Source organism: Frankia sp. R43, from assembly GCF_001306465.1.
In the GTDB taxonomy this organism is placed as follows: Bacteria; Actinomycetota; Actinomycetes; order Frankiales; family Frankiaceae; genus Parafrankia; species Parafrankia irregularis.
Window position 1 is genome coordinate 1,273,567 of the sequence record NZ_LFCW01000002.1, and the last position, 25,807, is coordinate 1,299,373.

Genomic DNA, 25,807 nt, shown 5'->3' on the forward strand with positions numbered 1-25,807 from the left:
CCCGCGGCGGTCGCGGCGGGCGGCCGTGGCGGGCCGTCGCGGCGCCCGGTGGCCTGCTGGTGCCCACCGGTGGGCCGTGCGGGTCAGGCGCCGGACGTCGACCTGCGGGCCCGGTGGGTGGCCAGGGCACACCGGAGCAGGTAGAGCGGCGTCGGCGGGATCCAGCCCAGCTGGGCGGCGGTGCCCAGGTCGTCGCGGTTCGCCCAGTGCTCGATGACCTTGCCGTCGCGCAGGCGCAGCCAGTGGGTCTGGGTGGTGGCGAAGGTCCGTCCGGTCGGCGGGAAGACCCGCTCGATCCGCGCGTTGGCGTCGTAGGCGACGAACGGTCCGGCGTGGCGGCCGCTCATGGTGCAGTGCACCACGACGAGGTCGCCCCGCTCCACCGTGTCGTGGATCTGCCAGTGCAGGTCGGCGTAGGCCGCACGCAGCCACAGGGCGGTCGCGTGGAAGGCCCGCGGGCCCTGGCCGCGGGCGTCCGGCGGCTCGTCCACACCCTCCCGGTTGGTGGCGAGGGGGTGCACGACCTCGGTGAAGTCGTCGAAGTCGCCGCCAGCCATGATCTCGATCGAGCGGAGCGCGAGTGCCGTCCCGGAGGAGACTGCGGTGTCCATGGGTCACCTCGTATCTGAGTACCTGAGAAGGAACGCGGTGGCTGGGGTGGTGCTGCGACCGGGGCGGGGGCGTCCCGTCGGGTCGGTCCGAGGGGACGCCCCGCTGGCGGTTGTCAGCAGGTGACGGTGAGGTGGAACGGCAGGACGGCCTTGGACTGGTCGGGGTTGCGCATCGCCACGAACACGCCGTTGGCCTTCCCGGCCCGCTGCGACACGGTGATGAACCCGGGTGGGGGCACGTCGTTCGCCCGTCCGCCGATGGACGCCGTGTAGGCGCAGCTGCGGATGTCGCGGTCGAAGAGCACCTCGACGTTCTGCGCGGCGGTGAGCCCGGAGGTGACACCGGCGCTGCTCCGGACAACAGCGCCGCCCGAGTCGATCACCGCGAAGCGGTGCGCATCGATCGGCAGCGCGTCCGCGGTCGGCGCGCTCACGGCGGCCCGCGACGGGTCCGCGACGTTGTCCGGCGCGCCGTCGGCGGCGGCGGCGAGCGCGGTTCCGCCGAGCGCGCCGGTGACGGCCAGGGCGGACGCGGCGATGACGAGACGGGAACGGGTAACCAGGGAACGAGACATCTTGGTCGACCTCTTTCTCAAAAGCGCCACACCGTGTACTACCGGAATCTTCTGGAGGTTCCGGATGTGGCGGCTGATTGCGTCGACGTCAGATAACCAGTTCGGCAGGCGGCTCGAAAATACGCACTTGTGCGTAGCGGGAGGCCGGAGGACGGCCGGGCGGAAGTAAGCAGGAAAATCTCTCTGGCGCTGTCGGCGGCACGACTGATCCTTTTCCGTCGTCGGTCCTGACCTGCGGCGATCGCGTTCGACGGCCGTGAGATGGAAAAGGATCATCGGAAAGCATTATGTCGGCTGCCGGACAATCATGGCACACGAAAAAGGAGCGCGCGCGATGCTGGCCGCGGGGAACCCGCCTCGGCCTTCGGTTCGGGGCCGGCCGAGGCGAGGAGCGGGCATGCCGGCGGAAGCCACCAGGAAAGACCTGTTGGAGTTGCTCGACATGGTTCGTCTGCTGCACGGAAGCGAGGCCGGAGCGGAGTTGCCGAGCCCGGTGCTGTCCCGGATGGCCGACATGATCGGCTGCGACTCGGCGTCCTACTGTCGGGTCGATCACCGCACCCGGCAGCTGGTGGCGACGGTCGTCGAGCCGGCGAACTCCGACCTCAGCGAGTCACCCGACTTCGCCGCGGTGCTCGGGCAGCATCCGGCGTTCGTCGCCCACCGGCAGCGGCGGCTGCGAACGGCCAGCTCGGTGGCCCTCACCGACCTCGCCGACCTGCGGTCCCTGCGCAACCTGCCGATCTACACCGATTTCTACCGCCCTCGCGAGACCCACGACCAGCTGCTGAACATCGTCGCGGTCGGACGTCACCAGGGCACCCTGCTGGTGTTCAACCGGTCCCGGCGGGGCTTCTCCGGGCGGGCCCGGGAGCTGCTCGACCTGGCCTCGCCGCTGGTCTGCCAGGCCGTCGCGCAACGCGAGCGGCTCTCCCGGCTGACCGTCGCACTGCGCGACGCCCGGCGCCACGCGGCGGTGGCCGACCGGGCCGCCGGCCGACTCGCGGCGCTGACGCCCCGGGAGCGCGAGGTGGTGGACCAGCTCGCCGAGGGGATCGGTGACCGCGAGATCGCCCGTGTGCTGGGCATCAGTCCGCGCACCGTCCACAAGCACCTGGAGCAGATCTACCGCAAGCTCGGCCTGCAGAGCCGGGCCGCCGTTGTCGCGGTGGTGCGTGGGACGGTCGAGCCGGTGCCCGCCAGACCCGCGTGATTCAAGCTGGTGCCCGCCTGACCCGCGGGAAGGGCTACGGCGCGGTCGCCCAGCGCACGGGGCCGCTGGCGAGCCTGCCGTCGAGCTGGCGGTCGCCGGTCCCGTCCGGGTTCATCATCCGCATGGTGCCGTTCGCGCCGAAGAACCTGGCGGCACCGCCGTCCTGGACGTAGACGAGGGCGCCCTGCGGTGACCAGCTCGGATGCCAGGAGCCGGGCCCGGCCGCCTGCCGCAGCCCGGAACCATCCGCGTTCACCAGGTAGATGCCGCCGCCGGTGGACACTCCGAACGCGACCGTGCCGCCGTCCGGCGACCACGCCGGCTCCACGGCACCTGCGCCCGGCACCGGTGAGCCGGCCAGCTTCCGCAGGTCGCCGTCGCCCACCGACAGGACGTAGATCGACTGGTCGTCGCCGCGGCGCAGCACGATCTGGTTCGACGTCGACCAGGCCAGCTCGTAGGCGTCGGACACGGTGGCCAGCCGGCGGCGGTCGCCACTGCCGTCCGCGTTCACCGCGTACACGCCGCCGATGTTGCGTGCGTAGGCGATGGTGCCGCCGTCCGGGGAGAAGGCCGGGCTGTCGGACGAACCATCCGGCTCGTCGCTGACCTGCCGGGAGTCGGTGCCGTCGGTACGTACGCTGGTGATCTCGCCGTCGGCGTTGGTGTAGGCGACCCGGCTCGCGTCCGGCGACAGGACGGGGTTGTCCCCGAGACCCAGCAGCCGCTCGTTGCCGGTCGGGTCCACGACGACGATCGGACTGACGTTGGTGGAGCTGTCGGCCGCGTACCGCTTGAACACCCGCCAGCCCGCCGCCTCGGGCAGCGACCCGTCGCCCACCGCCAGCGTGACGGTGCCGCCGGGTGACACCTTCTGGCCGGCGGCGGGCTCGGTGCCCAGCACCAGTCCCCGCCCGGTCGTACCGCTCACCTGCGTCGTCGTCCGCACCTCCAGCCCGCGGCGGCGCAGCTCGTCGGTGATCTCGACGGCGACCCGGCCCCGGTAGTCGGCGAGCGTGACCGGACCACCGGCCGGCGTGGCGGTGGACGCCCCCGCCGGGGTGGCGGTCAGCGTGCCGCCATCCCCGCCGCCGGCGCCGGGATCGTCCTCGCCGCTGCCCGGACGAAGCGGGCCGAGCAGCAGCGACGTCGTCACGACGGCGGCGAGCAGCACCAGCGAGCCGAGCGCGGTCAGCAGCACCGCCACCGGCCGGTGCGTCCCCCGCGCCGGCCCTGCGGTCGGTGCGGTCGGTGCGGGCGACGGCCCCGACGGATTCCAGGTTCCGGGCGGAGGACCGGGCGCCCCCGCGGGGCCGGACCAGGCCCCGGGCGGGAGATCGGACGTCCTCGCGGGGTCCCGGTCCTCGGGTGGGGGACTGGACGTCCCCGCCGGCTCCGATGGTCCGGCGGGAGTCTGCGGGGTGCGGCCGGGCGGGGGCTGGGACAGCGGGGGGACGCTCGGCGGAGCCGGTGTTCTCGGGGCGGGTGCGGCCGGGACCAGGGTCGCCGCACCCAGCGGCGGCATCCCCCGACCGGACCCCGGATCGGACGGGGAAACCCCCTCGGCGAGACGCAGCAGCAGCGCCCCGGCGGTGGGCCGGGCAGCGGGATCCTTGCTCATCGCCTGCCGGACCAGCGCCAGCATCGCGGAGTCCATCCCGCTGAAGTCGGGCTCGTCGTGCACCACCCGGTACAGGACCACCGGGGTGGCGGCCTCGCCGTACGGCATTCGGCCTGTCGCCGCGTAGAGGATCACGCCACCCCAGGCGTAGATGTCGGCGGCGGGGGTCAGCGGATGCCCCAGGGCCTGTTCGGGGGACATGAACGCCGGGGTACCCACGATGCCGCCCTCGCGGGTGTGCATCGTGGTGTTCTCCAACGCCCGGGCGATCCCGAAGTCGATGACCCGGGCGCCGGAGGGGGACAGCAGGATGTTGCCGGGCTTGAGGTCCCGGTGGATCAGGTTCGCGCTGTGGATCGCGGTCAGCGCGCTCGCGACCGCGACCGCGAGCCGTTCCAGCTCCGGCGGCGGCAACGGTCCGTGCTCACGCACGTGCGCTGACAGGCTCGGGCCGTCGATGAACTCGGTGACCAGGTACGGCTCGGAGCCCTCGGTGTTGACGTCGAGCACCTCGGCGGTGCAGAACCGTGCCACCCGCCGCGCCGCCTGCGCCTCGCGCAGGAACCGGGCTCGGAACGCCGGCTCCTGGGCGAACTCGCGCCGGATCGCCTTCACCGCCACCGGCCGACCGTCCTCGGTGTGGCCCAGATAGACGGTGCCCATTCCACCGGTGCCCAGCCGCCCGGCGAGCGGGTAACGGCCGATCCGCTCCGGGTCGGTGGCTTCCAGCGGCGTCACGTGGGACGGGACGTCCGCCATCAGCGCTTCGCACCTCCATCAGCCGCTGCTCCGCCACCCGGCTCTGACTCGAATGTGACGGTCGGGACGCTGTTCCCAGTATGCCTCCCGGCCTTTCCCTGCCCGGCGAGAAACACTGGGCCGGTCGACAGGCCCAGTCCGCCGTGCTGGTACCGCCGGGCTGGCTCGGCGGACTGGTCCGTGCTGGTCCGCCGGGCGTGTCCTGATCCGACAGTCGGCTAGACGCGGCGCGCCCGGGCGGTCGCGCGCCAGTTCGCAGGCAGGGGCGGCGCGCCGACGCTGACACCGGCCCTCCGGCGGCTGTGGGGCCGGCGGAAGCGTCCCGCAGCCGCCGAAATCTCCGGTCGTCGTCTCGCTGAGGTATGGCGACGCGGGCGAACTGGTGCGTACATCGGAGGCCTTCCGCGCACGAAAATGTACGTCCGCGGATGTTGAAATGCCGATGGATTCGGCCTGGGAAACGGAAGGTCGGTGGTTCTGCCTCGCCCCTGCCTGCCAACGCTGACCTGTGGTTTCATCACACAGATCCATGGCCCGGCGCGGCGCCATAACCGGGCGGCTCGGCTGCCTTCTACCGCCACGCCTCACCAGAGACCACACTCCGTCACCACCGAAAGTGAGTCAGAGTTGATCTAGAAGCAGTTCCTCTGTGCACCGTAATGTGGCAGTCTGTGCGAATGGCGGTCCCGGAGGGAGAGTCGTCGGCCGTCATGCGGGCCGATGATGCTGTCGATTTCTTCGTGTCGTATGCGGCGTCGGACCAGGCATGGGCGGAATGGGTCGGCTGGCAGCTGGAAGCTGCCGGTTACCGCGTGATACTACGGGCCTGGGACTTCGGCGCCGGGTCGAATCTCGTGCAGGAGACCCAGCGGGCGATCTCGATATCCGCGCGGACGTTGGCGCTGCTTTCGTTGGCGTATCTGATGTCAGCGGCGGATACCGCGACGCTGCAGGCAGTGTGGGCGGCCGATCCAACCGGCGCGGAGCGGCGGCTGGTGGTGGTGCGGCTGGAGGACTGCCCGCGGCCCGAGCTGCTGCGCCCGCTGATCGGATTGGACCTGTTCGGCCTGGATGACGAGACGGCCCGCAAGCGTCTGCTAGGCGCGGCGGCTGCCGGACGGCGGAAGCCGGGCACCGCGCCGGCCTTCCCGGCCAGCGCCGCTCCCCGCTTCCCCGGCCCACATGGCACATTCGGTGGGGAGCCGCGGCTGTCACCATTTCCGGGCCTGGCAGCGTTTGGGGCTAGCCGGGCAGGAGTTTTCCGGGGCAGGGAGGCGGAGAGCCGCCGTTTGGCGGACCGGCTGGTCGCGCAGGCCGAGTCGGGCGGGCTGATGGTGGTGGTAGGGCCGTCAGGATGCGGGAAGTCGTCGCTGGTTGCCGCCGGGCTGGTCCCGAGGCTCGCCGAGGAGGCGGACTGGCTGGTGACACTGCCAATGGCGCCCGGCGACCGGCCGGTCACAGCACTGGCGGTGGTACTGGCTGAAGCCGGTCGGCGGCACGGCCTGGAATGGGACGCCAGGACACTCGCCCGTAGGTTGGAGGACCGCGGCGAGATCAGCCAGCTCGCCTCCGAGCTGCTCGCCGCGACGGGCCGGGCGAGGTGGCTGCTGCTGGTCGTCGACCAGGCCGAGGAGTTGCTCGTGCGGGCCAGCCCCGGCGAACGGGACCGGTTCCTGGCCCTACTGGCGGCCGCGGACCTGGGCCGGGTGCGGGTGGTGGCGACGCTGCGCTCGGAGTACCTCGACTCTCTTCTCGAGGCCACCGCGTCCACGGGACTGCTGGTGCCGGCCGAGACGGTCATGCCGCTGTCGAGGGACCTGCTTCCGCTGGTGATCGCCGAGCCGGCGCGAATGTCCGGGTTGTACATCGACGATGAGCTGGTGGCACGGATGGTCGCCGACACCGGCGACGGCCACGCCCTGCCGTTGCTCGCTTATACCCTCCAGCGTCTTCATCTCGCCGCGCAGGCCGCGGGTACGCATGTGCTCTCGGGAGGTCTGTACGAGCAGATCGGCGGGGTCCAGGGAGCGCTCGTCGAGCACGCCGATGCCGCTCTCGCCGCTGCGGCGCAGGCCACCCACCGCACCCGGCAGGAGATCCTGGCCGGGCTCCTGCGACTGGTCACCGTCGACTCTGATGGGCGACCCGTCCGCCGGCGCATCCGGTTGGACCAGCTTCCCGACATCACTCGCGCCTCGCTGGTTCCTTTCGTCACGCGCCGGCTTCTCGTCCTCGACACCACCCCTGGCGGGCCGGTAACCATGGAGATCGCCCACGAGCGGCTGTTAACCGCCTGGCCACCGCTGGCCCAGACGATCGCCGACGACACGAACCGGCTACGCCAGCGCGCTCAGGCCGAGACCGCAGCGGCTGATTGGCAGCAGGCCGGCCGCCCGGCGGGCCAGTTGTGGGGCTACAGCCGAGCTGACTCCGCCCTCGGCCTTCTTGCCCGTGACGACCTCACACCCATGGCCCGGTTGTTCCTGATCAGCAGCCGCCGCCATGCCCGCCGCCGCCTCACCGCCGCCTTCGCCACCCTGGCCATCCTGCTCGTGGTCGCCACGGGTCTCGGAATCACCAGCTACCTGCAAAGCCAGACCGCTGACGACCGTCGGCGCACCGCGGTCGCCGACCGCCTGCTCACCCTCGCCGACAATGCCCGCGATACTGACCCGACCGCCGCGATGCGCCTCGCCGTCGCGGCCCACGACATCGCGCCCGAGGGCCAGCGGGCTCGTATCCGCGGCAACCTCCTGCAGACCCTCGCCGCCACCCCGTACCTTCGTACAACAGTCGCCGTGAACGTCGGCCCGGTCTACGGGGTGGCGTCCGGTCCGGGCAGCCTGCTGGCCACCGGTGGGTACGGCGGCACGGTGCGGCTCTGGGACACTCGTGACCCCACCAAACCCCGCCCGCTCGGCGACCTCCTCACCGGCCACACCTTCCTGTCCGCGACCACGTTCGGTCCAGACGGGCTGCTGGCCACCGGCGGCGCGGAGGGTACGGTGCGGCTGTGGGACACCAGCGATCCCGCCAAACCCCGCCAGCTCGGCGCCCCACTCGCCCACACCAGGCCGGTCTCGACTGTGGCGTTCGGTCCGGATGGGCAGCTGGCCGCCGGCGGCGGCGACGACGGCATGGTGCAGGTGTGGGACATCCGCGACCCGACCGAACCCCGCCCGCTCGGTGACCCCCTCACCGACCACGAAGGCCATTTGAACGCGGTGGCGTTCGGTCCGGACGGGCTGCTCGCCACCGCCTCCGGGGGCGGTGTCGAGGGCCTGTTACAGCTGTGGGACACCCGCGGCCCGGCCGCGCCTCGCCTCCTCTGCGACCTTCGCCATGCCGGCACGGTAACCGCTGTGGCGTTCGGTCCGGACGGGCTGCTCGCCGCGGGCGGCGACGACGGCACGGTGCGGCTCTGGGACACCGCCGACCCCACCGAACCCCACCCGCACGACTACCTTCTCACCGGCCACACCGGCCCTGTCAGAACGATGACGTTCGGTCCGGACGGGCTGCTGGCCACCGGCGGCGACGACGGCACGGTGCGGCTCTGGGACACCGCCGACCCCACCGAACCCCACCCGCTCGGTGACCTGGGCGGCGAAACCCACGAGGTCAGGACGGTGGCGTTCGGCTCGGACGGGCTGCTCGCCGCGGGCGGCGACGACGGCACGGTGCGACTCTGGGACACCGCCGACCCCACCGAACCCCACCCGCTCGGTGACCTGGGCGGCGGAACCTACAAGGTCAGAACGGTGGCGTTCGGCTCGGACGGGCTGCTCGCCACCGGTAGCGATGGCCCGGCGCGGCTGTGGGACATCCGCGACCCCACCAAACCCCACCCGCTCGGCGGCCCCCTTGAACACACCGGTCCGTACTCCAGGGTGGCGTTCGGCCCGGATGGACTGCTCGCTACCGATCACTCCGACAGCATCATGCGGCTGTGGGACACCAGCGACCCGGCCAGTCCCCGCCCCCTCAGCGATCTCCCCGGCCACACCGGCCTGGCCGCGGTGGCGTTCGGTCCGGACGGGCTGCTCGCCACCGGCAGTTCCGAAGGCCAGCTACAGCTGTGGGACATCCATGACCCGGCCGGTCCCCGCCCCCTCGGCGACCCCCTTGGCGCGGGCATTGTCCACACGGTGGCATTCGGCCCGGACGGGCTGCTGGCGGCCGGTGACGAAGGCCCGATACGGTTGTGGGATACGAGCGACCCGGCCAATCCTCGCCGGCTCGGCAGCCCCCTTCACCCCATCGACTCGATCCTTACGGGGAAGTACCCGGACTACGCGGTGGAATTCGGCCCGGACGGGCTGCTCGCCATCGGTGGCTACGGGAATGCGTCGCGGCTGTGGGACGTAGGCGTGCTTCAAGACCTGCGAAGCGACGCGATCAAGATAGCCTGCCAACGTGCCGGTCGCGGCCTGGACGAACAGGAGTGGCTCCGCTACCTGCCTGGCGAACCGTTTCGGAACACCTGCCCGACCAGCGCTCTATAGCCATGGACAGCCGGGACCGGAATCCGCCGACCAGATCGGCGATGCGGGTTGCCCCTTGTGCGGCTGGTGCGGACCGCGCCTGCCTGCCCGACCTACCTCGGGCGGCCGCGGCGCGGCCAGGATGCTCGCGGGCGGCGGTCCCCGCCGGACCGCGGTGGCCCGGCGGACATCGTGACGATCGCCGTCGTCCCGGCTCCCGGCGCGCTTGTCACTGTCAGCCGCCCGTCGTGGTCGGTGAGGAGGCGATGGACGAGACGCAGGCCGATGTGGCCGGGCGGGGCGGCGACGGCGGGATCGAAACCGGCGCCGTCGTCGGTGACGAGGAGCTCGACCGTCCTGGCCTGGCCGCCGGGTGGCGTGCTGACGCGGACCTGGACCGTGCGCGCCGACGCGTGCCGCGCGATGTTGCGCAGCAGCTCGGTGGCCACCTGGCAGAGGATCGAAGCGGTCTGGCTGTCGACCTCGCAGGGGTCCTCAACGATGACCGTCGCGACGGGTTCCGGCTCCAGCCCGATGGTGAGGATCTCGGCGGCGAGCAGGTCGAGGGCGGCCCGGATGTCCGTGTCGGGCGGAGCGGACGTCAGCAGCTCGGTGAGCATCGCGCGCAGCTCCTGCGCTTCCTGGGCGAGCAGGCCCTGGACATGTGCGAGAACCAGATCGTTCCCGGCCCCGCCAGCCCCGGCTGTTCCGCCGGCCCCGGTGGCGCTGGCGGCGGGCGGGGCGGGGCCCGCGGCGGAGGGAGGGAGCGAAGGCGCGATCCGGGCGCGGTCGATCCGGGCGCGGTCGAGAAGGAGGCCGGCCGCTGCCAGGCTGGGAATGACATGGTCGTGCAGACGTCGCGCCAGCCGTTCCCGGGTGAGCTGGGCGGCGGCGAGCCCGTAGCGTCGCGCGGCGCGGGTCTCCGCCCGGTCGCGCTCGACCCGCCGGGCCATGGCGATCGACAGCGGCATCATCGCCGCGGTGAGGAGGACGGCGCCCGCCAGGAGGACCGGTAGCAGCACCCCGGTGGCCTGCCGGGCGATCCAGGCCGGCCGGACCGGTATGTAGAGCTCCAGGTGGGTCGGGCTGCCCGCGGCGTCGAGGAAGCCGAAGAAGACCTCCAGCCGGCTACCCGGCAGTGACGTCTCGTACTGGTGAGCGGCGTCCTGCGGCACCTGTTTGACCACGACACCGCCGGCCTGGAGCTGGTCGGTCATGCTCGGCGCGCGATACCCGGTCCGGCCCTCCAGCTGGGGGTCGTCGGAGAACACGATGGTGGCGCGGTCGCCCCGGACGGTGAACAGTTTGACGCGGTCGACCATGCCGGCCGACAGGAACGGGGTCATCCGGTCGCGCAGGTCGGCCCGGTCGAAGCTGTCGGGCCGGGAGTAGTCGTGCCGGGCCATGGGGCCGAGCACCGTCGCGGCCACCTGTGCGGCCACCTGCTCGGCGTTCTCCCGGGACTGGTCCTGCGCGAACCGCCAGAGCCCGGCGACGACCAGCGCCGACAGGAACACGGACATCACGGCCGCGACGACGACGTGCCGCAGGACTACGCGGCGGACAACCGGACGCTCGCGCGGTCGGCCCCGGGAGGGCGGCGGTGTCATCGACGCGGCCGCGTCGGCACCGGCCGCGTCGATGACACCGCCTGTGTCGGCCGTGTCGTCGCCGGCGGTCAGCGGTGTCGACGGGTGCTCGGTAGCGGTCAACGGATGGCTCAGTACCGTGAACCGACGGTGACGAGGCCGAGACTGGTCGCGGACACCACCGCCTCCAGCTGGCTGCGCGCCCCGAGCTTCGCCATGAGCGCCTTGATGTGGTCGCGCGCGGTGTACAGCGAGATGCCCAGGGTCGCCGCGGTCTGCTGGGCGTCCCGTCCCTGCGCGAGTTGGCGCAGCACATCCAGCTCGCGGGGGGTCAGCCCGACGCGGCCGACCGACGCGGGCCGAGCGGCTCCGAGGTCGACGACCGGATCGTCGCCGGCCTGGCCGCGCAGCGCCGCGGTGATGCGCGCCAGCGGGGCCTCCTTGGGCAGGAACGCGGCGGCGCCGGCGGCCACCGCGCGCTGGGCGAGGTCGGGCCGGGCATGGGCGGTGAGGACGACGATCCGCGCCGCGGGCCGCAGCACGCCCAGCCCGGTGACGACCTCGATGCCGTCGAGGTCGGGCAGGTCGAGGTCGACGACGGCGGCGGTGATGTCGAGGGCCGCGGCCATCGCGAGACCGTCCCGGCCGGTGTGCGCCGTTGCCACGCCGCGCACATCGGGTTCGAGGCCAAGGGCCAGGCAGAGTGCCTCGGCGAATATCCGATGATCGTCAATCACCAGGAGTGACAACGATGATGCCATCGGTTCACGGCCCTCCGGGTGTGCACCTTCGACCCCCGAATTTTAGGGGGATTCGGTCGATATTAACTGAGCCTAACCTCCTTTCGTCAGGTGTCATCTGTCAAAGGAGTCCCCCCGTGCCGACCGCCCGACGTCTGCTTCTTACGGCCGTGGCTGCCTGGACCGGCCTGGCCCTCGCTGCCTGCGGGTCCGGCAGCTCGCCCGCGTCCTCGGACCCGGACGGCGCCCTGGTGCTCTACAACGCGCAGCACGACGAGGTCGGCAAGGCGTGGGCGGACGGATTCACCGCGAAGACCGGCATCAAAGTGGATATCCGCAACGGCAGCGATTTCGAACTGGCGAACCAGATCGTCGCCGAGGGTGAATCCTCGCCCGCGGATGTCTTCATCACCGAGAACTCGCCGGCGATGTCCCTCGTCTCGGCCAAGGGCCTGTTCGCCCCGGTCGACGCCGCCACCAGGGCCCAGGTGCCGGCACGGTACTCGTCGGGCAAGGGTGACTGGGTCGGTGTCGCCGCGAGGTCGACGGTGTTCATCTACAACCCCGGTGAGATCCCGGCCGCCGACCTGCCTGAGTCGATCATTGATCTGGCGAGGCCGGAGTGGAAAGGCCGGTTCGCCGTGTCCCCGAGCGGCGCCGATTTCCAGGCGGTCGTCAGCGCCGTCTACGCGCTGCGTGGCCAGGACGAGGGCCGGGCCTGGCTGCAGGGCATCAAGGACAACGCCAGGATCCTGCGCGGCAACAACACCATCCTGCGCGCCGTCAACGCCGGCGAGATCTCCGGCGGCGTGAGCTACCACTACTACTGGTACCGCGACCAGGCCGACGGCGGCGCGAACAGCAGCAAGGTCAAGCTGGAGTTCTTCGGTGAGCAGGACCCGGGCGCGTTCGTCAGCGTCTCCGGCGGCGGGGTGCTCCGGTCGAGCAGCCACCCGACCGAGGCCCAGCGGTTCCTCGCCTACATGACCGGCCCTGAGGGCCAGCAGCTGCTCGCCGACGGCGACGCACTGGAGTACACCGTCGGCTCCGGCATCCCGGCGAACGCCGTGCTCACCCCGTTGGACCAGCTCGACGCGCCGACCGTCGACCCCAACACCCTCAACGGCCCGACGATCGTCACGGAGATGCAGGAGGTGGGGCTCCTGTGACCGCGAGCCTCGCGGCGGGTCCGCGGGGCTGGCTGCGCTACCCGCCACTTCGCCGCTACCCGCCACTTCGCCTCGCCTGCGCGCTCGCCGTCGCCGCGCTGACCCTCGTCCCGCTCGGCTATGTGGCGGTGGAGATCGCCGCCACCGGCGGCGATCTCGGCGACCTGCTGTGGCGGCCACGGGTCGGCGAGCTGCTGCGGCACACCGTCCTGCTCGTCGCGCTCGGGACGACGGCGTGCATGGTGCTGGGGACGGCGGCGGCGCTGCTCGTCGAACGCACCGACCTGCCTGGACGTCCGCTGTGGACGGGGCTGATGGCGGCGCCGCTCGCCGTCCCGGCCTATGTGAACAGCTTCGGCTGGTATTCGCTGTCCCCGTCGTTCGGCGGCCTCGGCCCGGCGGTGCTCGTCACGACACTCTCCTACTACCCGCTGGTGTACCTGCCGGTCGCCGCGGCGCTGCGCGGCGCCGACCCCAGCCTCGCGGAGGTGTCCCGGTCGCTCGGCCGGGGCCGGTGGGTGACGTTCGCCCGGGTCGAGCTGCCGCTGCTGCGGCCGGCCGTCCTGGGTGGCGGGCTGCTCGTCGGCCTGCACCTGCTGGCCGAGTTCGGCGCGTTGCAGAACCTGCGGTACGACACGTTCACCACCGCCATCTACGACCAGTACCAGTCCACCTTCGACGGGTCGGGCGCCACGGCGCTCGCCGGCGTCCTCGTCCTGCTCTGCCTCGTCCTGCTCGGCGGCGATCTGTGGCTGACAGGCCGCACCCGGTACGCGCGGACGGGCGCCGGTGCCTCCCGCCGGGCGCCGCGCCACCGCCTCGGGCGCGCCGCCCCGCTCGCGGCCGTCGCGCTGGCAGCCCTGGCCGGCGCGGCCGTCGGCCTGCCGCTGGGGTGCATCTCCTACTGGCTGGCGACCAGCCGCTCGACCGCGTTCCCCGCCGGTGACCTGCTGGATTCGGCGACCGGCACCGCCACCCTCGCTCTGCTCGGTGCCGCGGTCACCACGGTGCTCGCGCTGCCGGTCGCCTGGCTCGCCGAGCGCCGGCGCGGCGCGCTCACCCGGCTGGTCGAGCGCAGCACCTACATCGGCAACTCGCTGCCCGGCATCGTCGTCGCGCTTGCGCTGGTCACCGTCGCGATCAGGTACACGCCCGGGCTCTACCAGACCACGGTGATGCTTCTCGCCGCATACGCGGTGCTGTTCATGCCGCGGGCGACGGTCAGCCTGCGCTCGGCGTTGAGCCAGACACCACCGGCACTCGACGACGTCGCGCGATCCCTGGGCGTCGGGCCCGCCGGCGTGCTCGCCCGGGTCACCGTGCCGCTGATGGCGCGCGGGATCGGCGCGGGCGCGGCGCTGGTCTTCCTCGCGGTGACCACCGAGCTCACGGCGACCCTGCTGCTGGCGCCGATCGGCACCCGCACGCTGGCCACCGAGTTCTGGAGCGAGTCGACGGCGGTCCAGTACGGCGCCGCGGCGCCCTACGCCCTACTGATGATCGCGATCTCCGCGCCGGCCGCTTTCCTGCTGACCCGCCGCAGCCGACACTCCGAGGGGGGCCAGTGACACCGGGGCCAGTGACGCCACCGCTTCAGACGCCACCGCTTCAGACGCCAGGGCTTGAGACGCCAGGGCTTGAAACGCCGGGCCTGGAGACTGCCGGCCCGGAAACGGGGCCGGCCGTACCCGGCACGGCACCGGCCGGCCACGTGCTGCGCGCCGCCGCCATACGCAAGGCGTACGGTGCCCAGACGGTGCTCGACGGCGTCGATCTGACCGTCCCCGCCGGCTGCCTCACCGCCCTGGTCGGGCGCTCGGGTTCGGGCAAGACCACGCTGCTGCGGCTGCTCGCCGGCTTCGACCGCCCCGACGCCGGCACGATCACGATCGGCGACCGTCTCGTCGCCGGCCCCGGCCGCCAGGTCCCACCGGAACGGCGTCGCATCGGCTACGTCACCCAGGAAGGGAGCCTCTTCCCGCATCTCACCGTGGCCGGCAACATAGCCTTCGGCTGGCCCTGGCGGGCGCGCCGGTCGCGCCGGAACCGTCGCGATGTCGGCGAGCTCCTGGACCTCGTCGGCCTCCCCGAGCGTTACCTCCGGCGGTTCCCGCACGAGCTTTCCGGCGGCGAGCAGCAGCGGGTGGCGCTCGCCCGCGCCCTCGCCCCCCGGCCGGACGTCATCCTGCTCGACGAGCCGTTCTCCGCGCTGGACCCGGAGCTGCGCGCCACCACCCGGCAGGCCGTGACCGCCGCGCTCGCCGCGACCGGCACCACCACGGTCCTCGTCACGCACGACCGCGTCGAGGCGCTGTCCATCGCCTCCCGGGTCGCCCTGCTCCGCGACGGCGCGATCCTGCAGGAGGACACCCCGACCGGCCTCTACCACCGGCCCGTGGACCACCAGGTCGCGGCCTTCGTCGGCGACCTGACGGTGGTTCCCGCGGCGCTGCGCGGCACCGTCGCCGACACCCCGCTGGGTGCCGTCCCACTGTGGCACGACCAGCACGGGACCGGCCGGGTCTTCCTCCGCCCCGAGCAGGTCGAGATCACCGAGCCTGGCGCGGGGCACACCGACGCGACGGTCCTGACCGCCGACTTCCGCGGCGCCGACGGTCTGCTCGCCCTGCGGGTCGGTACCCCGTCCGGCGACGTCGACGTCACCGCCCGCTGCGCCGCGCACCACCTCCCGGCCGCAGGCCAGCGGGTCGGGGTGCGTGTCAGCGGCCCGGCGACGGCGACCGCTCCCGCGGATGCGGACGCGACTTGACGGGCGTCAGCGTTGCTGCCGGGGCCGGCGTCGGGATCGGCCGCGGCGCCGGCGTCGGCGTCGCGGCTGGCGTTGACGCTGACGCCGGTGCCCTGTGCGGGGTGCCGTTCGCCCGTGACCTGCGCCGCCACGGCTCCGCGCTCGCCGTGGTCGGCGCCGACGGGCAGGCGCTCACCTATGACGAGCTGGCGGACCGCGTCGACGAGGTCGGCGCGCGGCTGGGGCCGGGACGCCGACTCGTCATGATCGCTGCCTCGGATGGGCTGGAGCCGCTGGTCACCTACCTGGCGGCGCTGGCCGGCGGGCACCCCGTGCTGTTCAGCGGCCCCGACAGCCGGTCCGTCGAGCCGCTGGTGTCGGTCTACGACCCGGACGTCCTGCTGCGCCAGGGCCCTCCCGGGTGGCGGCTGGCGCACCGGCGGCCGGGCTCGGCCCATGATCCGCACCCGGCGCTCGCGCTGCTGCTGTCCACCTCCGGGTCGACCGGGTCGCCGAAGCTGGTGCGGCTGTCGGCGACGGGTGTGCAGGCCAACGCCGAGTCGATCGCCACGGTTCTCGACATCCGGGCGTCGGACCGGGCACCCGTCAGTCTGCCGTTCCACTACTGCTACGGCCTGTCCGTCATCAACAGCAACCTGCTGCGCGGCGCCGCCCTGCTGCTGCCCGGGACGTCGGTCGTCGACGAGGCGTTCTGGGCGACGTTCCGGGATCACGGCGCGACGAGCCTGCACGGCGTGCCGTACACCTTTGACCTGCTCGCACGAGCCGGCTTCGCGGCGATGGACCTGCCCAGCCTGCGCTACGTCACGCAGGCCGGCGGCGCGTTGCCGCCGCGCCGAGTGCGGGAGCTGGCCGAGCTCGGGCAGCGCCGCGGCTGGCGGTTCTTCGTCATGTACGGCCAGACCGAAGCGACGGCCCGGATGGCATACCTGCCGCCGGAGCTGGCCGCCAGCAACCCGGGTGCGATCGGCCGGCCCATCCCCGGTGGCTCGTTCGAGATCGTGCGTCCCCGCCCGAGTGCTCCAGGCACCACCGTCCCGGACGGCGATGACCCCGCGGATGGGCCGGGCGAGCTGGTGTACCGCGGGCCGAACGTGATGATGGGCTACGCCGAACACGCCCGTGACCTCGCGGCGGGCCAGGTCGTCGACGCCCTCGCGACCGGCGACCTGGCCCGGCGAGGCCCGGGAGGGCTCTACGAGCTGGTCGGTCGCGGCTCACGCTTCGTGAAACCGTTCGGCCTGCGGATCGACCTCGACCGCGTGGAACGGCTCCTCTCCGAGCTGGGATACCCCGCGGCCTGCGTCGGCGTGGACGAGGTCCTCGTCGCCGTCGTCGACCCCACCGAACCCACCGCCCCCACCGAACCCGCCGGGCCGGCGGCCACCGCGACCCACGCCGAGCCGGTCGGCACCGAGCCGGTCGGCACCGAGCCGGTCGGCACCGAGCCGGTCGGCACCGAGCCGGTCGGCACCGGGCAGGCCCGCACGGAGAAGATCCGGGTCGAGGTGGCTGCGGCGATCCAGGCCCAGACCGGGCTCCCGGCCGGCCAGGCCCGGGTGGTGGTCGTCCCAGGGCTGCCCAGGCGTCCGAACGGGAAGGTCGACTATCCCGCGGTCGCCGCGGTCGCGGCGGTCACCGCGCCGGGGGACCCGGTGACCACGGACATGCCCCCGACGCGACTGCGCCTCCGGTTCGGCGAGGTCCTGAACCGGCCGGAGGTTCCCGACACGGCGACGTTCGTCGACCTCGGCGGCGACTCACTCACCTATGTCCAGCTGTCGCTGGAGATCGAGCGCGCCCTCGGCTGGCTCCCGTCGGGCTGGCCGACCATTCCCGTCGGCGAGCTGGAACGGATGGCGGTCGAGCCCGCCACCGACGTCGGCCCGGCCGGGGCTCGCGCGCCGCGCGGCCTGCGCGCCGTCGAGGTGGACGTCGTGCTGCGCGCGGCGGCGATCGTCCTCGTCGTCTCGAACCACATCGGGCTGTTCAGCCTGCTCGGTGGCGCGCACCTGCTGCTTGTCGCCGCCGGGTGGAACCTCGCCCGGTTCGGTCTCGTCCCCGGGCGACGCGGCGTCAGCCGGCGGCTCCTGCGCAGCGCGGCGCGGATAGCCGTCCCGTCCATGCTCTGGCTCGCCGGGCGAATCGCCACCAGCGGCGAGGGCTCGGTGACCAACGTGCTGCTCGTCGACAACTACGTGCGCGACGGGGTGCCCGGTTACTGGTTCGTCGAGGTCCTTGTCCAGACGTTGCTGGTACTCGCCGCGCTCTTCGCGATCCCGGCCGTGCGCCGCCTGGAACAGCGGCACGACTTCGCCATGGCCATGGCCGTGCTCGGTGCGGCGCTGGTCGCAAGCCTGGCCGCGGACCCGGATGTGAGCGGCGCGTTTCCGACCCGGCTCTACGTCACCCATGGGGCGCTCTGGTTCTTCGTGCTCGGATGGGCCGCGCAGCGGGCGACGACCGCGCGGCGCAAAGTGATCGTCATCGCGGTGGCGGCGGGGATGCTGCCGGGCTACTTCGACGACGCGATCCGCGAGACGATCGTCGGCGCCGGTCTGCTGGCGATGATGTTCCTGCCACGTCTGCTGCTGCCGAGGGCGGCCGTCGCCGTCGCCGCGGCGGTGTCGAACGCGTCGCTGTACATCTACCTGACGCATTTCGCTGTGTATGAACGGGCGCTGCCCCATGCGGCTCCGCTCGTGGTCCTGTTCGGTTGCCTCGGGGCCGGTATCGGAACCTGGATGATCACAGTACGGCTGTGCCGCATGGGCTGGCCGCCGCGTGCACTGTCCGCGGCAAGGCCCAGCACGTCGGACGTGACAGTCGGAGGAGCGCAGGAGGGTAGGGGCGGCCGGCGGAGCTCTCGGCAGGCCGCGCCGGTCAACCTCCACGTGGGATGCTGATCGCCGTCGGTGATGGCTGCGCCGTGGTGCGTACGTGTCGGCTTCGTGGGGTGGTGAGTGGCGGACGACTTGTCGCCTGAGCAGATCCGGGCACTCGGTGAGGCGTTCGCCGATCCGGTGTCTGCTGGCCAGTTGCTGGAATGGGCGGGTCTGGGGCGGGGGCGTCATCCGGCCTGGCCGGTCCAGGGCGCTGAGCAGTTCTGGGGGGAGGTCTCCAGGCTGCTGCGCGCGGGTGCGCTTGTCGGTGGCAGGGCGAGTCTGCTTGCGCTCGCCGGGGCGCTCTATCCGGCGAACAGGGTGTTCGGAACGGAAACCTTGGACGCGTCCGGTCAGGTGGAGTCGCTGTTCGAGGTGCCGTGGCCGCCGAATCCGAACTTCGTCGGGCGGGAACAGGAGCTGGCTGGCCTGCGGACGCGGCTTGCTGGGACGCGTTCGGGGGCCGCCTGTGCGCAGGTGCTGTACGGGCTTGGCGGGGTCGGCAAGACGCAGCTCGCGGTCGAGTACGCCTACCGTTTCCGGGGCGAGTACGACCTGGTGTGGTGGGTGGCAGCGGAGCGGCCCGCGGAACTGGTCGGCGGCCTGGCGGCGCTCGCGGTCAGGCTGGGAGTCGCCGTCGAAGGCAGGGCGGCGGAGTCGGCGAGCCGGGCGGTCGATCTGCTCGGCGCACGAGGGGCCGGACGGTGGCTTGTCGTGGTCGACAACGCGGGTGCGCCGCCCGAAGGCACGAAACACGACGGCGGTGAGGCGCTGCTCCTCGCGGTGTTGCGGGCGGCTGGGCGCGGCGGGCATGTGCTTGTCACGTCCCGGGATCCGACCTGGCTGGGGGTGGCGGACGCGGCCCTGGTGGACGTGCTGCCGCGGACCGACGCGGTGAGACTGCTGCGCCGGCGGCTGCCCGGGTTGCCGGAGGAACCGGCCGGTCGGGTGGCGGAGCTTCTGGGTGATCTGCCGCTGGCGGTGGAGCAGGCGGCTGCGTGGCTCAGCCGGTCCGGTATGGCCGTCGACACGTACTGCGGGCTCGTCGGGCAGCGCACGCGAGAGGTCCTCAGCGAGGGAAAGCCGGTCAGCTACCCGGTGCCCGTCGCGGCGACCTGGACGCTGGCCGTCGAGCGACTCGACAATCCCGCCGCGGTGTGGCTCCTGCGGCTGTGGGCACTGTGCGGGCCGGAGCCGATTCCCGCGTCCCTCATCGGTCCGGGCGCGGTCGGGCTGCTGCCGCCCCCGCTGGCTCCCGCGGCGACGGACCCGCTTCTGCTGGGCCGGCTGATCCAGATCCTGACCGCGGTGGGTCTCGTCCGCGTGAGCCCGGAGGGTGTGGTGCTGCACCGGCTGGTCCAGGCCGTGCTGCGGGAGCACACGCCACCCGACCTGCGTGACACGGCCCGACGCACGCTGCATCGGCTGCTTGTCGTGGCCGCCTCTGGGGACCCCGGTTCGCCCGACAGCTGGCCCACCTACGCTCAGCTGCTGCCGCACGCGCTCGCGGCGGACCTGGCTGACAGCGACGAGGAGGGTGGCCGTCGTCTGATCCTGCGACTGGGGCGATATCTGCGCGTGTCCGGCGACTACCACGCCAGCCTGGCGTTGGGCCGTGACACCTACCGGCGCTGGAGGGCCAGCCTCGGGGAGGGCCACGAGGACACCCTGCAGGCCGCCAGCGATGTCGCCGGGACGCTGCGGGACCTGGGCGACTGGGCAGCGGCCCGCACGCTGGAGGAGAAGGTGCTCGCCCTCCGGCAGGAGATCTTCGGCGACGAGCACCCGGACACACTGACCGCCGCTGGCAGTCTCGCCAACACGCTGGGTATGCAGGGCGACTATCCGGCAGCCCGAGCGCTGGAGGAGCGGGTGCTGGCAGGCCGTCGGGCGGTCCTTGGCGACGACCATGTTCGGACCCTGACCGCCGCGGCACACCTCGCGAAGAGGCTGCGGATCATGGGTGAGTACGCGGAGTCTCGTGCGTTGGGGGAAATGGTGGTGGCCCGCCGCCGGGAGGTACTCGGTGAGAACCATCCGGACACCCTGGCCGCCATGGCGGACCTCGCGAACACACTCGACGCGAACGGCGATCACGACGGGGGGCGCGTGCTGGGTGAAACGGTACTGGCCCGCCGTCGGACGGTTCTCGGTGAGGACCATCCGCATACGTTGAGGTCGGCGTGGGATCTCGCCGAGACGCTGCGGTCCGCTGGCGACCACGGTAGCGCGCGCACCCTTCTGGAAGAGACGATCACCCGAAGTGAGCGCATTCTTGGTGCTGATCATCCCGACACGTTGAGTATGGCTGTCACCCTTGCCGGCGTGATGCGGGCGGTGGGCGCCCACCAGGAAGCCCGGGTTCTGCTCGAAGACGTGCTCGCCCGCGGCCGGGATGTCGTCGGCGACGATCACCCGCGTATGACCATCGCGTCCGCCGAGCTAGCTGACGTTCTTTTTGATCTCGGCGACTATCCCGCGGCCCGAGTGCTGACCGAGTCGGTACTGGCGCGAGAGCAGAGAATGCGCGGAGAGAATCACCCGGCCACGCTCCTGTCCGCGGCGGATCTGGCACGTGTGCTGCACGCACTGGGTGAAAGTCCGGCGGCCCAGGCACTCGAGGAGAGGGTGCTCTCCGGCCTCCGGCAGGTGCTTGGCGACGATCATTCATACACCCAGAAGGCCGCAGCCTCGCTGGCGGCGACGCGACGACAGGCAGCCGACCAGGCCCTGCCCCCTTCGTAGGCGGGGCCGAGCGACACCGGCCGCGCTGGCATCGGGATCAGAACGTCCGCCACTGATCGTGGCGAGCTTTGTGATCAGTCCTGTCTCGTTCGTACCTGCCGAGCCGTGATGCTCGGCCGCCGGGGGGAGGCGCTCGCTGGGTGGGACATCCGCCCGAGAAGACCGCTTGACTCCGTGAAACTAGTTTCTGAAACTAGTTACATCCGATGCGCTTCGCCTGTGCGGGACCACGCGTCGGCATGACGTCGAGGAAGGACGGACGGGTATGGCAGCGAACGTGATCGTGATCGGTGCTGGTGTGTACGGGGCTGCGGTGGCCGCCTCGCTGGCACGGCGGGGGGCACGCGTGGTCGTGGTGGAGGCGGGTCTGCCCGCGCACGGCACCTCGGGGGCGACGTTCTCGTGGACGAACGCCTCGGCCAAGCCTGCCGGGCCCTACCGGGACCTCAACGTCGCCGGCCTGGCGGCACACCGGCGCCTGGCGGCCGAGGCGACCGGTGCGACCAGGGCCGACTGGTACCACGAGAGCGGCAACCTGCAGTGGGCCGCGGCCGGTGACGACGAGGCGCGCCAGAAGCTGCGGGCGAAGGTGACCGGGCTCCTCGACGACGGCTACCAGGCCCGATGGCTGAGCAGGTCCGAGGCGGCGGACATCGAACCGGGGATCGACTCCGCCGGGCTGCCGGCGGACGAGATCGCCTTCTTTCCCCACGAGGGGTGGGTCGCGCCGGAAAGGTTGATCAGTTACCTGCTTTCCGTGGCCGCCGCCCATGGCGCCGAACTGCTGACCGGCGACGGCGTGGTCGCCCTGGAGACATCCGCCGGCCAGGTGAGCGCCGTCCGGATGGCATCGGGCCGAACCCTGGCAGTCGCGGCGGTGGTGAACTGCGCCGGGCCCCGTGCCGGCGTGATCGCCGAACTCGTCGGCCTCGACCTGCCGATGCGCAACACCTGCGGCCTGCTCGTCCGCGTGTCAGCCGCGGCGCTGCCGGTGTCCCGGGTCGTACACGCCCCGCGCGTCCACCTGCGGCCGGACGGCGCCGCGGGGCTGCTGATGCACTCACCCGCGCTGGACGAGGCAGTGCGAACCTCCGACACCGGGCCGGTCGTCGCCGACGACACAGCCGTCCGGCGTCTGCTCGAGGCCGGGCGGGCACTGTGCCCGGCGGCTCATGACGCTGCCGTGGACGGCGTCCGCATCGGCGAGCGGCCCATTCCCGGAGACGGCCTGCCGGTGTTGGGACGAGCGGCGGACCTGCCGAACTTCCACTTCGCCGTCTCGCACAGCGGGGTGACGCTGTGCCTGCAGGCGGGTGGTCTGGTGGCGGACGAGGTGCTCGGCCTCGACCGGGACGAGGCCCTGGCACCCTTCCGGTTCGAGCGGTTCCGGGCGGCGCCTGGCCCCGCGGCCGGCGCGATACCGTCGTAGCGGCGTCGGGACCGTCGCCGAGCGGCGTGCGGTCGCGGCGCGCGCTGCTATCCGTGGGAGGCGCTCCGCCGCCCGTGGGAGGGAGGACGCGCGGCGACCATGGCGAAGCGAGTGACCATCGGCGAGGTGGCCGCCGATGCCGGGGTCTCGGCGGCCACCGTCTCCCGGGTCCTCAACGGCGGTGCGGTCACCGAGGAGACGGCCAGCAGGGTCTGGGCGGCGGTGAGCCGGCTCGACTACACCCCCAACGCGCTCACCAGGAGCGTGTTCGCCGGCCGGTCCAGCACGATCGGCGTGGTCATGCGGGACCTGAGCAGCCCCTTCTTCCTCGATCTGATCCGCGGGATCGACGACGTCGCGGCCGCCAACGGGAGCCTCGTCATGTTCGCCAACACGTTCCGCCAGCGCGACCACGAGACCGCTCTGATCCAGATGATGGACGAGCACCGGGTGCGCGGCCTGATCGTCACGACCGGGGACCAGACAGACACCCGCATCCGCCGGATGGCCGAGGGCGGCACGCCCTGTGTGGTCGTCGCACGCAGGTTCGTGGATCCACCGGCCGGCCTGCACACGATCCGGCTGGATGACGCGGCCGCCGGAGCCCTGATGGCCGGGCATCTCGCCGGGCGCGGGCGGACATCCATCGGCGTGGTCACTTCCGGGGACCGCCCGGCGCAGCGGGAACGGGTGGCGGGCCTGCGCCGGTGCCTCGCCGAGCACGGCCTGGCGCTGCCCGGGGAGGCGGTGGCCTCCGCCGAGACCGAGCGGGAGGCCGAACGGTCAGTGGCTGCTCTGCTTGACGGAGCCCGGGGCCGGGGCACGCCACTGGACGCGATCGTCTGCACCACCGGCCGCCTGACCGTCGCCGTGCACACGGCGCTGACCGGCCGCGGCCTCACCATCCCCGACGACATCGCCTTCCTGACGACGGACGACTTCCCCTGGGCCACCGCGCTCGGGCTATCGGTGATCACGCAGCCTTCGTACGAGATGGGCCGCCGCGCCGCCGAGCTCGTCGTCGACAACCCCGGCGGGTCGGCCGATGTGGTCTTCGAACCAGATCTGGTGCCGCGCGGCTCCACCGACCTGGGGCGGGCGTCCCGGTAGCAGGTGAGCAGCCCGGCCTCCCGATCGGCGGTGACGGAGGCAGCTCCCGCGTCCGTGAATCGCCGTTCAATAATAGATATTATATCCAGATTCGAGGAGACTGGATATATGACCGACACGACCGATCTTCTCACCGGCGCCCCGCTGCGTCCGCCGCTGCCCTTCGACGTGACCGGAAAGGTGGCGCTCGTGACGGGCGGCGCCCGCGGGATCGGCTACGCCACCGCCCGCCGGTTCCTGGAGGCCGGCGCGGCGGTGGCCGTGAACGACATCGACGAGGCCGCGCTGGCGGCGGCCGTCGCCGAGCTGCGGACAGTCGGCCCGCCGGTGCTCGCGCTTCCCGCGGACGTCGGCGACGTCGAGCAGCATCGCCCGATGATCGAGCGGACCATCGCGGAGCTCGGCCGGCTCGACGTTCTCGTGAACAACGCCGGAACCTTCCAGCCGACGCCGCTGGACGCGCTCGACCCCGCGCTGGTCGATCAGTTGTTCGCGGTCAACGTCAAGGGACTGCTGTTCCTCTCCGCCGCGGCGGCCGAGGTGATGAGGCCCGGCGGCTCGATCGTCAACGTCTCGTCGCTCGGCGGGGTCCGGCCGCCCTTCGGTGGGCTCGCGGCCTACCACGCGACGAAGGGCGCGGTCGACAGCCTGACCCGCGACATGGCGATCACCTGGGGTCCCAAGGGGATCCGGGTCAACGGCGCGGGTCCCGGGGGCATCCTCACCGAGGGCCGGGACCAGGTCAGCGCGCATCCGTTGTTCCCACCCGAGATGATGGCCGAGATCATGGGACGGGCAACCGGCCGGCCGCTGGGCCGGATGGGCTACGCCGACGACCTGGCCATGGTGATCCTCTTCCTGGCCACCCCGGCCGCCGGCTTCATCACCGGCCAACAGATCCTCGTCGACGGCGGTTACTACTACGCCTGACGGCTCGGAACTCCCGGGCGGGCCTTACGCCTGGCGGGAGACCCACTGGGTGATCGCGGCCGCGCCGGCCGACGGGTCCTCGACCATCCAGAAGTGGTTGAGGCCTTCCAGGCGCAGGGTGTCCGCGCCGAGCGCCTGCGCCACCTGGGCGGAGAGGTCGGCGTCGTCGGTGGGATCCGCGGTCGGCTGCAGGATCAGCCCGGGCCGGGCTGACCGGCCGGCCGACGCCGCCTCCCAGCCGGTGTGCACATTCGGCATCGCGGAGCGATAAAGGTCGAGAATGGCCGTGGCCATCGTGGCGTCGAAACGGGTGGCCATCCGGCGGCACTCCGCGGGCGGTACGCCGACATACGCGAGCAGGGCGAAAAAGTTGGCCGGGTCGTCGATGGGGACCGCGAGCAACCTCTCCATCCACTCCTCACCGTCGCCCGGGGTCTGCCACACCTGCGCATAGTCCTGCCACACGTAGTCACGGTGGGAGACGGCGGCGACGTCGATGGCCCAGCTGCGCACCCGCTCCGGGTACGCCGTGGCGATCCGCAGCGTCAGCAGTGATCCCCAGTCGTGCCCGATGATGTCGATCGGACCTGGGACCGCGTCGAGCTGCTGAAGGATCCAGGCCACCTGCGCGTCTCTGCCGCCGGCGAAACCCGGCGGCGTCGCCGTCCCGAAGCCGGCCAGCTCCACGGCCACCGACGGGAGGTCGAGGCACTCCCGGACGCCGTCCCAGATCTCCGCTGTCTCCGGAACGCCATGAACGAGAACAATGGTCACGTCGTCATATTCCGGCATAACGTCCCCTGGCGCCCGGATCCCACCACGCCCAAGCCAGAGCCGCCAAGCAGAGCCGCCAGGCCGAGGCTGCCGTGCCCGTGGCATCGCACAGCCGCGGTGGTGCTGGCCCGACGGCCTGGATCGCGCTGCGGCCGCTGCCAGCGGCGGCTGAAGGAGCGGGCACCGGTGGGGCGGCCCGCGACGGACGGTCGCGGTGTGACGTCCGAGCGGCGGGCACGGTGCGGAGGGTCGATCCACCGGCCGGCGGGGAGATCGGATTAGTGCCGCCGATCGTGCGATCGAGATACCGGTTCCAGGTGCCGGGAACAGGTGTTTCGGGAAGCGCTGGCGACCGGTGATTTGTAGGGTGATTCTCGTCCGGCACGCCCTGGATTCGGCCGCGATC

The 25,807-nt window shown here is 72.3% G+C and carries 16 protein-coding genes; 10 read left to right on the plus strand and 6 right to left on the minus strand.

Annotated features, from left to right (window positions below; genetic code table 11):
* Positions 1–83: 83 nt before the first annotated feature.
* Positions 84–611: an ester cyclase gene (locus ACG83_RS13190; protein ID WP_054566387.1), complete on the minus strand. Its 528-nt coding sequence runs from the start codon at positions 609–611 to the stop codon at positions 84–86.
* A 113-nt stretch (positions 612–724) separates the two neighbouring features.
* Positions 725–1,186, minus strand: coding sequence for a hypothetical protein (locus ACG83_RS13195; RefSeq protein ID WP_054566388.1), 462 nt, complete (start codon positions 1,184–1,186; stop codon positions 725–727).
* Between the two features lie 397 nt (positions 1,187–1,583).
* Here ACG83_RS13195 and ACG83_RS13200 point away from each other — a divergent pair, with 397 nt between their 5' ends.
* Positions 1,584–2,399, plus strand: coding sequence for a helix-turn-helix transcriptional regulator (locus ACG83_RS13200; RefSeq protein ID WP_054566389.1), 816 nt, complete (start codon positions 1,584–1,586; stop codon positions 2,397–2,399).
* Positions 2,400–2,433: 34 nt separating this feature from the next.
* On the opposite strand, the gene ACG83_RS13205 is transcribed toward ACG83_RS13200, so the two are convergent.
* Entirely contained in the window at positions 2,434–4,779 is a 2,346-nt protein-coding gene (locus ACG83_RS13205) for a serine/threonine-protein kinase (RefSeq protein ID WP_054566390.1), read from the minus strand.
* Between the two features lie 677 nt (positions 4,780–5,456).
* On the opposite strand from ACG83_RS13205, the gene ACG83_RS13210 reads away from it, so the two are divergent.
* A complete protein-coding gene (locus ACG83_RS13210; RefSeq protein WP_083473186.1) occupies positions 5,457–9,284 on the plus strand; it encodes a TIR domain-containing protein in 3,828 nt (1,275 codons plus the stop codon).
* 92 nt (positions 9,285–9,376) lie between these two features.
* Here the strand turns inward: ACG83_RS13210 and ACG83_RS13215 are convergent, their stop codons facing one another.
* Both ACG83_RS13215 and ACG83_RS13220 read right to left on the minus strand, forming a co-directional pair.
* Positions 9,377–10,975 carry a sensor histidine kinase gene (locus ACG83_RS13215; protein WP_054566391.1) on the minus strand — a complete coding sequence of 533 codons (1,599 nt, stop codon included), beginning with the start codon at positions 10,973–10,975 and terminating at the stop codon, positions 9,377–9,379.
* An 8-nt stretch (positions 10,976–10,983) separates the two neighbouring features.
* The gene (locus ACG83_RS13220; protein ID WP_161934750.1) at positions 10,984–11,589 is read right to left on the minus strand and encodes a response regulator transcription factor; all 606 of its coding nucleotides are present in this window, start codon (positions 11,587–11,589) and stop codon (positions 10,984–10,986) included.
* Between the two features lie 140 nt (positions 11,590–11,729).
* Between ACG83_RS13220 and ACG83_RS13225 the strand changes: the two genes are divergently transcribed.
* The 8 genes from ACG83_RS13225 to ACG83_RS13260 all read left to right on the plus strand — a co-directional run bounded on the left by ACG83_RS13225 (position 11,730) and on the right by ACG83_RS13260 (position 24,627).
* On the plus strand, positions 11,730–12,761 hold the full coding sequence (locus ACG83_RS13225) for an iron ABC transporter substrate-binding protein (protein WP_054566393.1): 1,032 nt from the start codon (positions 11,730–11,732) through the stop codon (positions 12,759–12,761).
* The gene (locus ACG83_RS13230) at positions 12,758–14,329 is read left to right on the plus strand and encodes an iron ABC transporter permease (protein ID WP_083473187.1); all 1,572 of its coding nucleotides are present in this window, start codon (positions 12,758–12,760) and stop codon (positions 14,327–14,329) included. Before ACG83_RS13225 ends, ACG83_RS13230 begins: the two co-directional genes overlap by 4 nt.
* Before the next feature lie 143 nt (positions 14,330–14,472).
* Positions 14,473–15,531: an ABC transporter ATP-binding protein gene (locus ACG83_RS13235; RefSeq protein ID WP_054566394.1), complete on the plus strand. Its 1,059-nt coding sequence runs from the start codon at positions 14,473–14,475 to the stop codon at positions 15,529–15,531.
* A complete protein-coding gene (locus tag ACG83_RS13240; protein WP_235497859.1) occupies positions 15,528–18,437 on the plus strand; it encodes an AMP-binding protein in 2,910 nt (969 codons plus the stop codon). The genes ACG83_RS13235 and ACG83_RS13240 overlap by 4 nt, the downstream gene beginning before the upstream one ends.
* Positions 18,438–18,494: 57 nt before the next feature.
* On the plus strand, positions 18,495–21,158 hold the full coding sequence (gene fxsT, locus ACG83_RS13245) for an FxSxx-COOH system tetratricopeptide repeat protein (protein ID WP_054566395.1): 2,664 nt from the start codon (positions 18,495–18,497) through the stop codon (positions 21,156–21,158).
* A gap of 265 nt (positions 21,159–21,423) precedes the next feature.
* The gene (locus tag ACG83_RS13250) at positions 21,424–22,587 is read left to right on the plus strand and encodes an FAD-binding oxidoreductase (RefSeq protein ID WP_054566396.1); all 1,164 of its coding nucleotides are present in this window, start codon (positions 21,424–21,426) and stop codon (positions 22,585–22,587) included.
* 99 nt (positions 22,588–22,686) lie between these two features.
* Positions 22,687–23,697: a LacI family DNA-binding transcriptional regulator gene (locus ACG83_RS13255; protein WP_054566397.1), complete on the plus strand. Its 1,011-nt coding sequence runs from the start codon at positions 22,687–22,689 to the stop codon at positions 23,695–23,697.
* A gap of 108 nt (positions 23,698–23,805) precedes the next feature.
* Positions 23,806–24,627, plus strand: a complete 822-nt coding sequence (locus ACG83_RS13260) for an SDR family NAD(P)-dependent oxidoreductase (protein ID WP_054566398.1) — start codon at positions 23,806–23,808, stop codon at positions 24,625–24,627.
* Positions 24,628–24,651: 24 nt separating this feature from the next.
* On the opposite strand, the gene ACG83_RS13265 is transcribed toward ACG83_RS13260, so the two are convergent.
* Positions 24,652–25,419: an alpha/beta fold hydrolase gene (locus tag ACG83_RS13265; protein WP_054566399.1), complete on the minus strand. Its 768-nt coding sequence runs from the start codon at positions 25,417–25,419 to the stop codon at positions 24,652–24,654.
* Positions 25,420–25,807 lie beyond the last annotated feature (388 nt).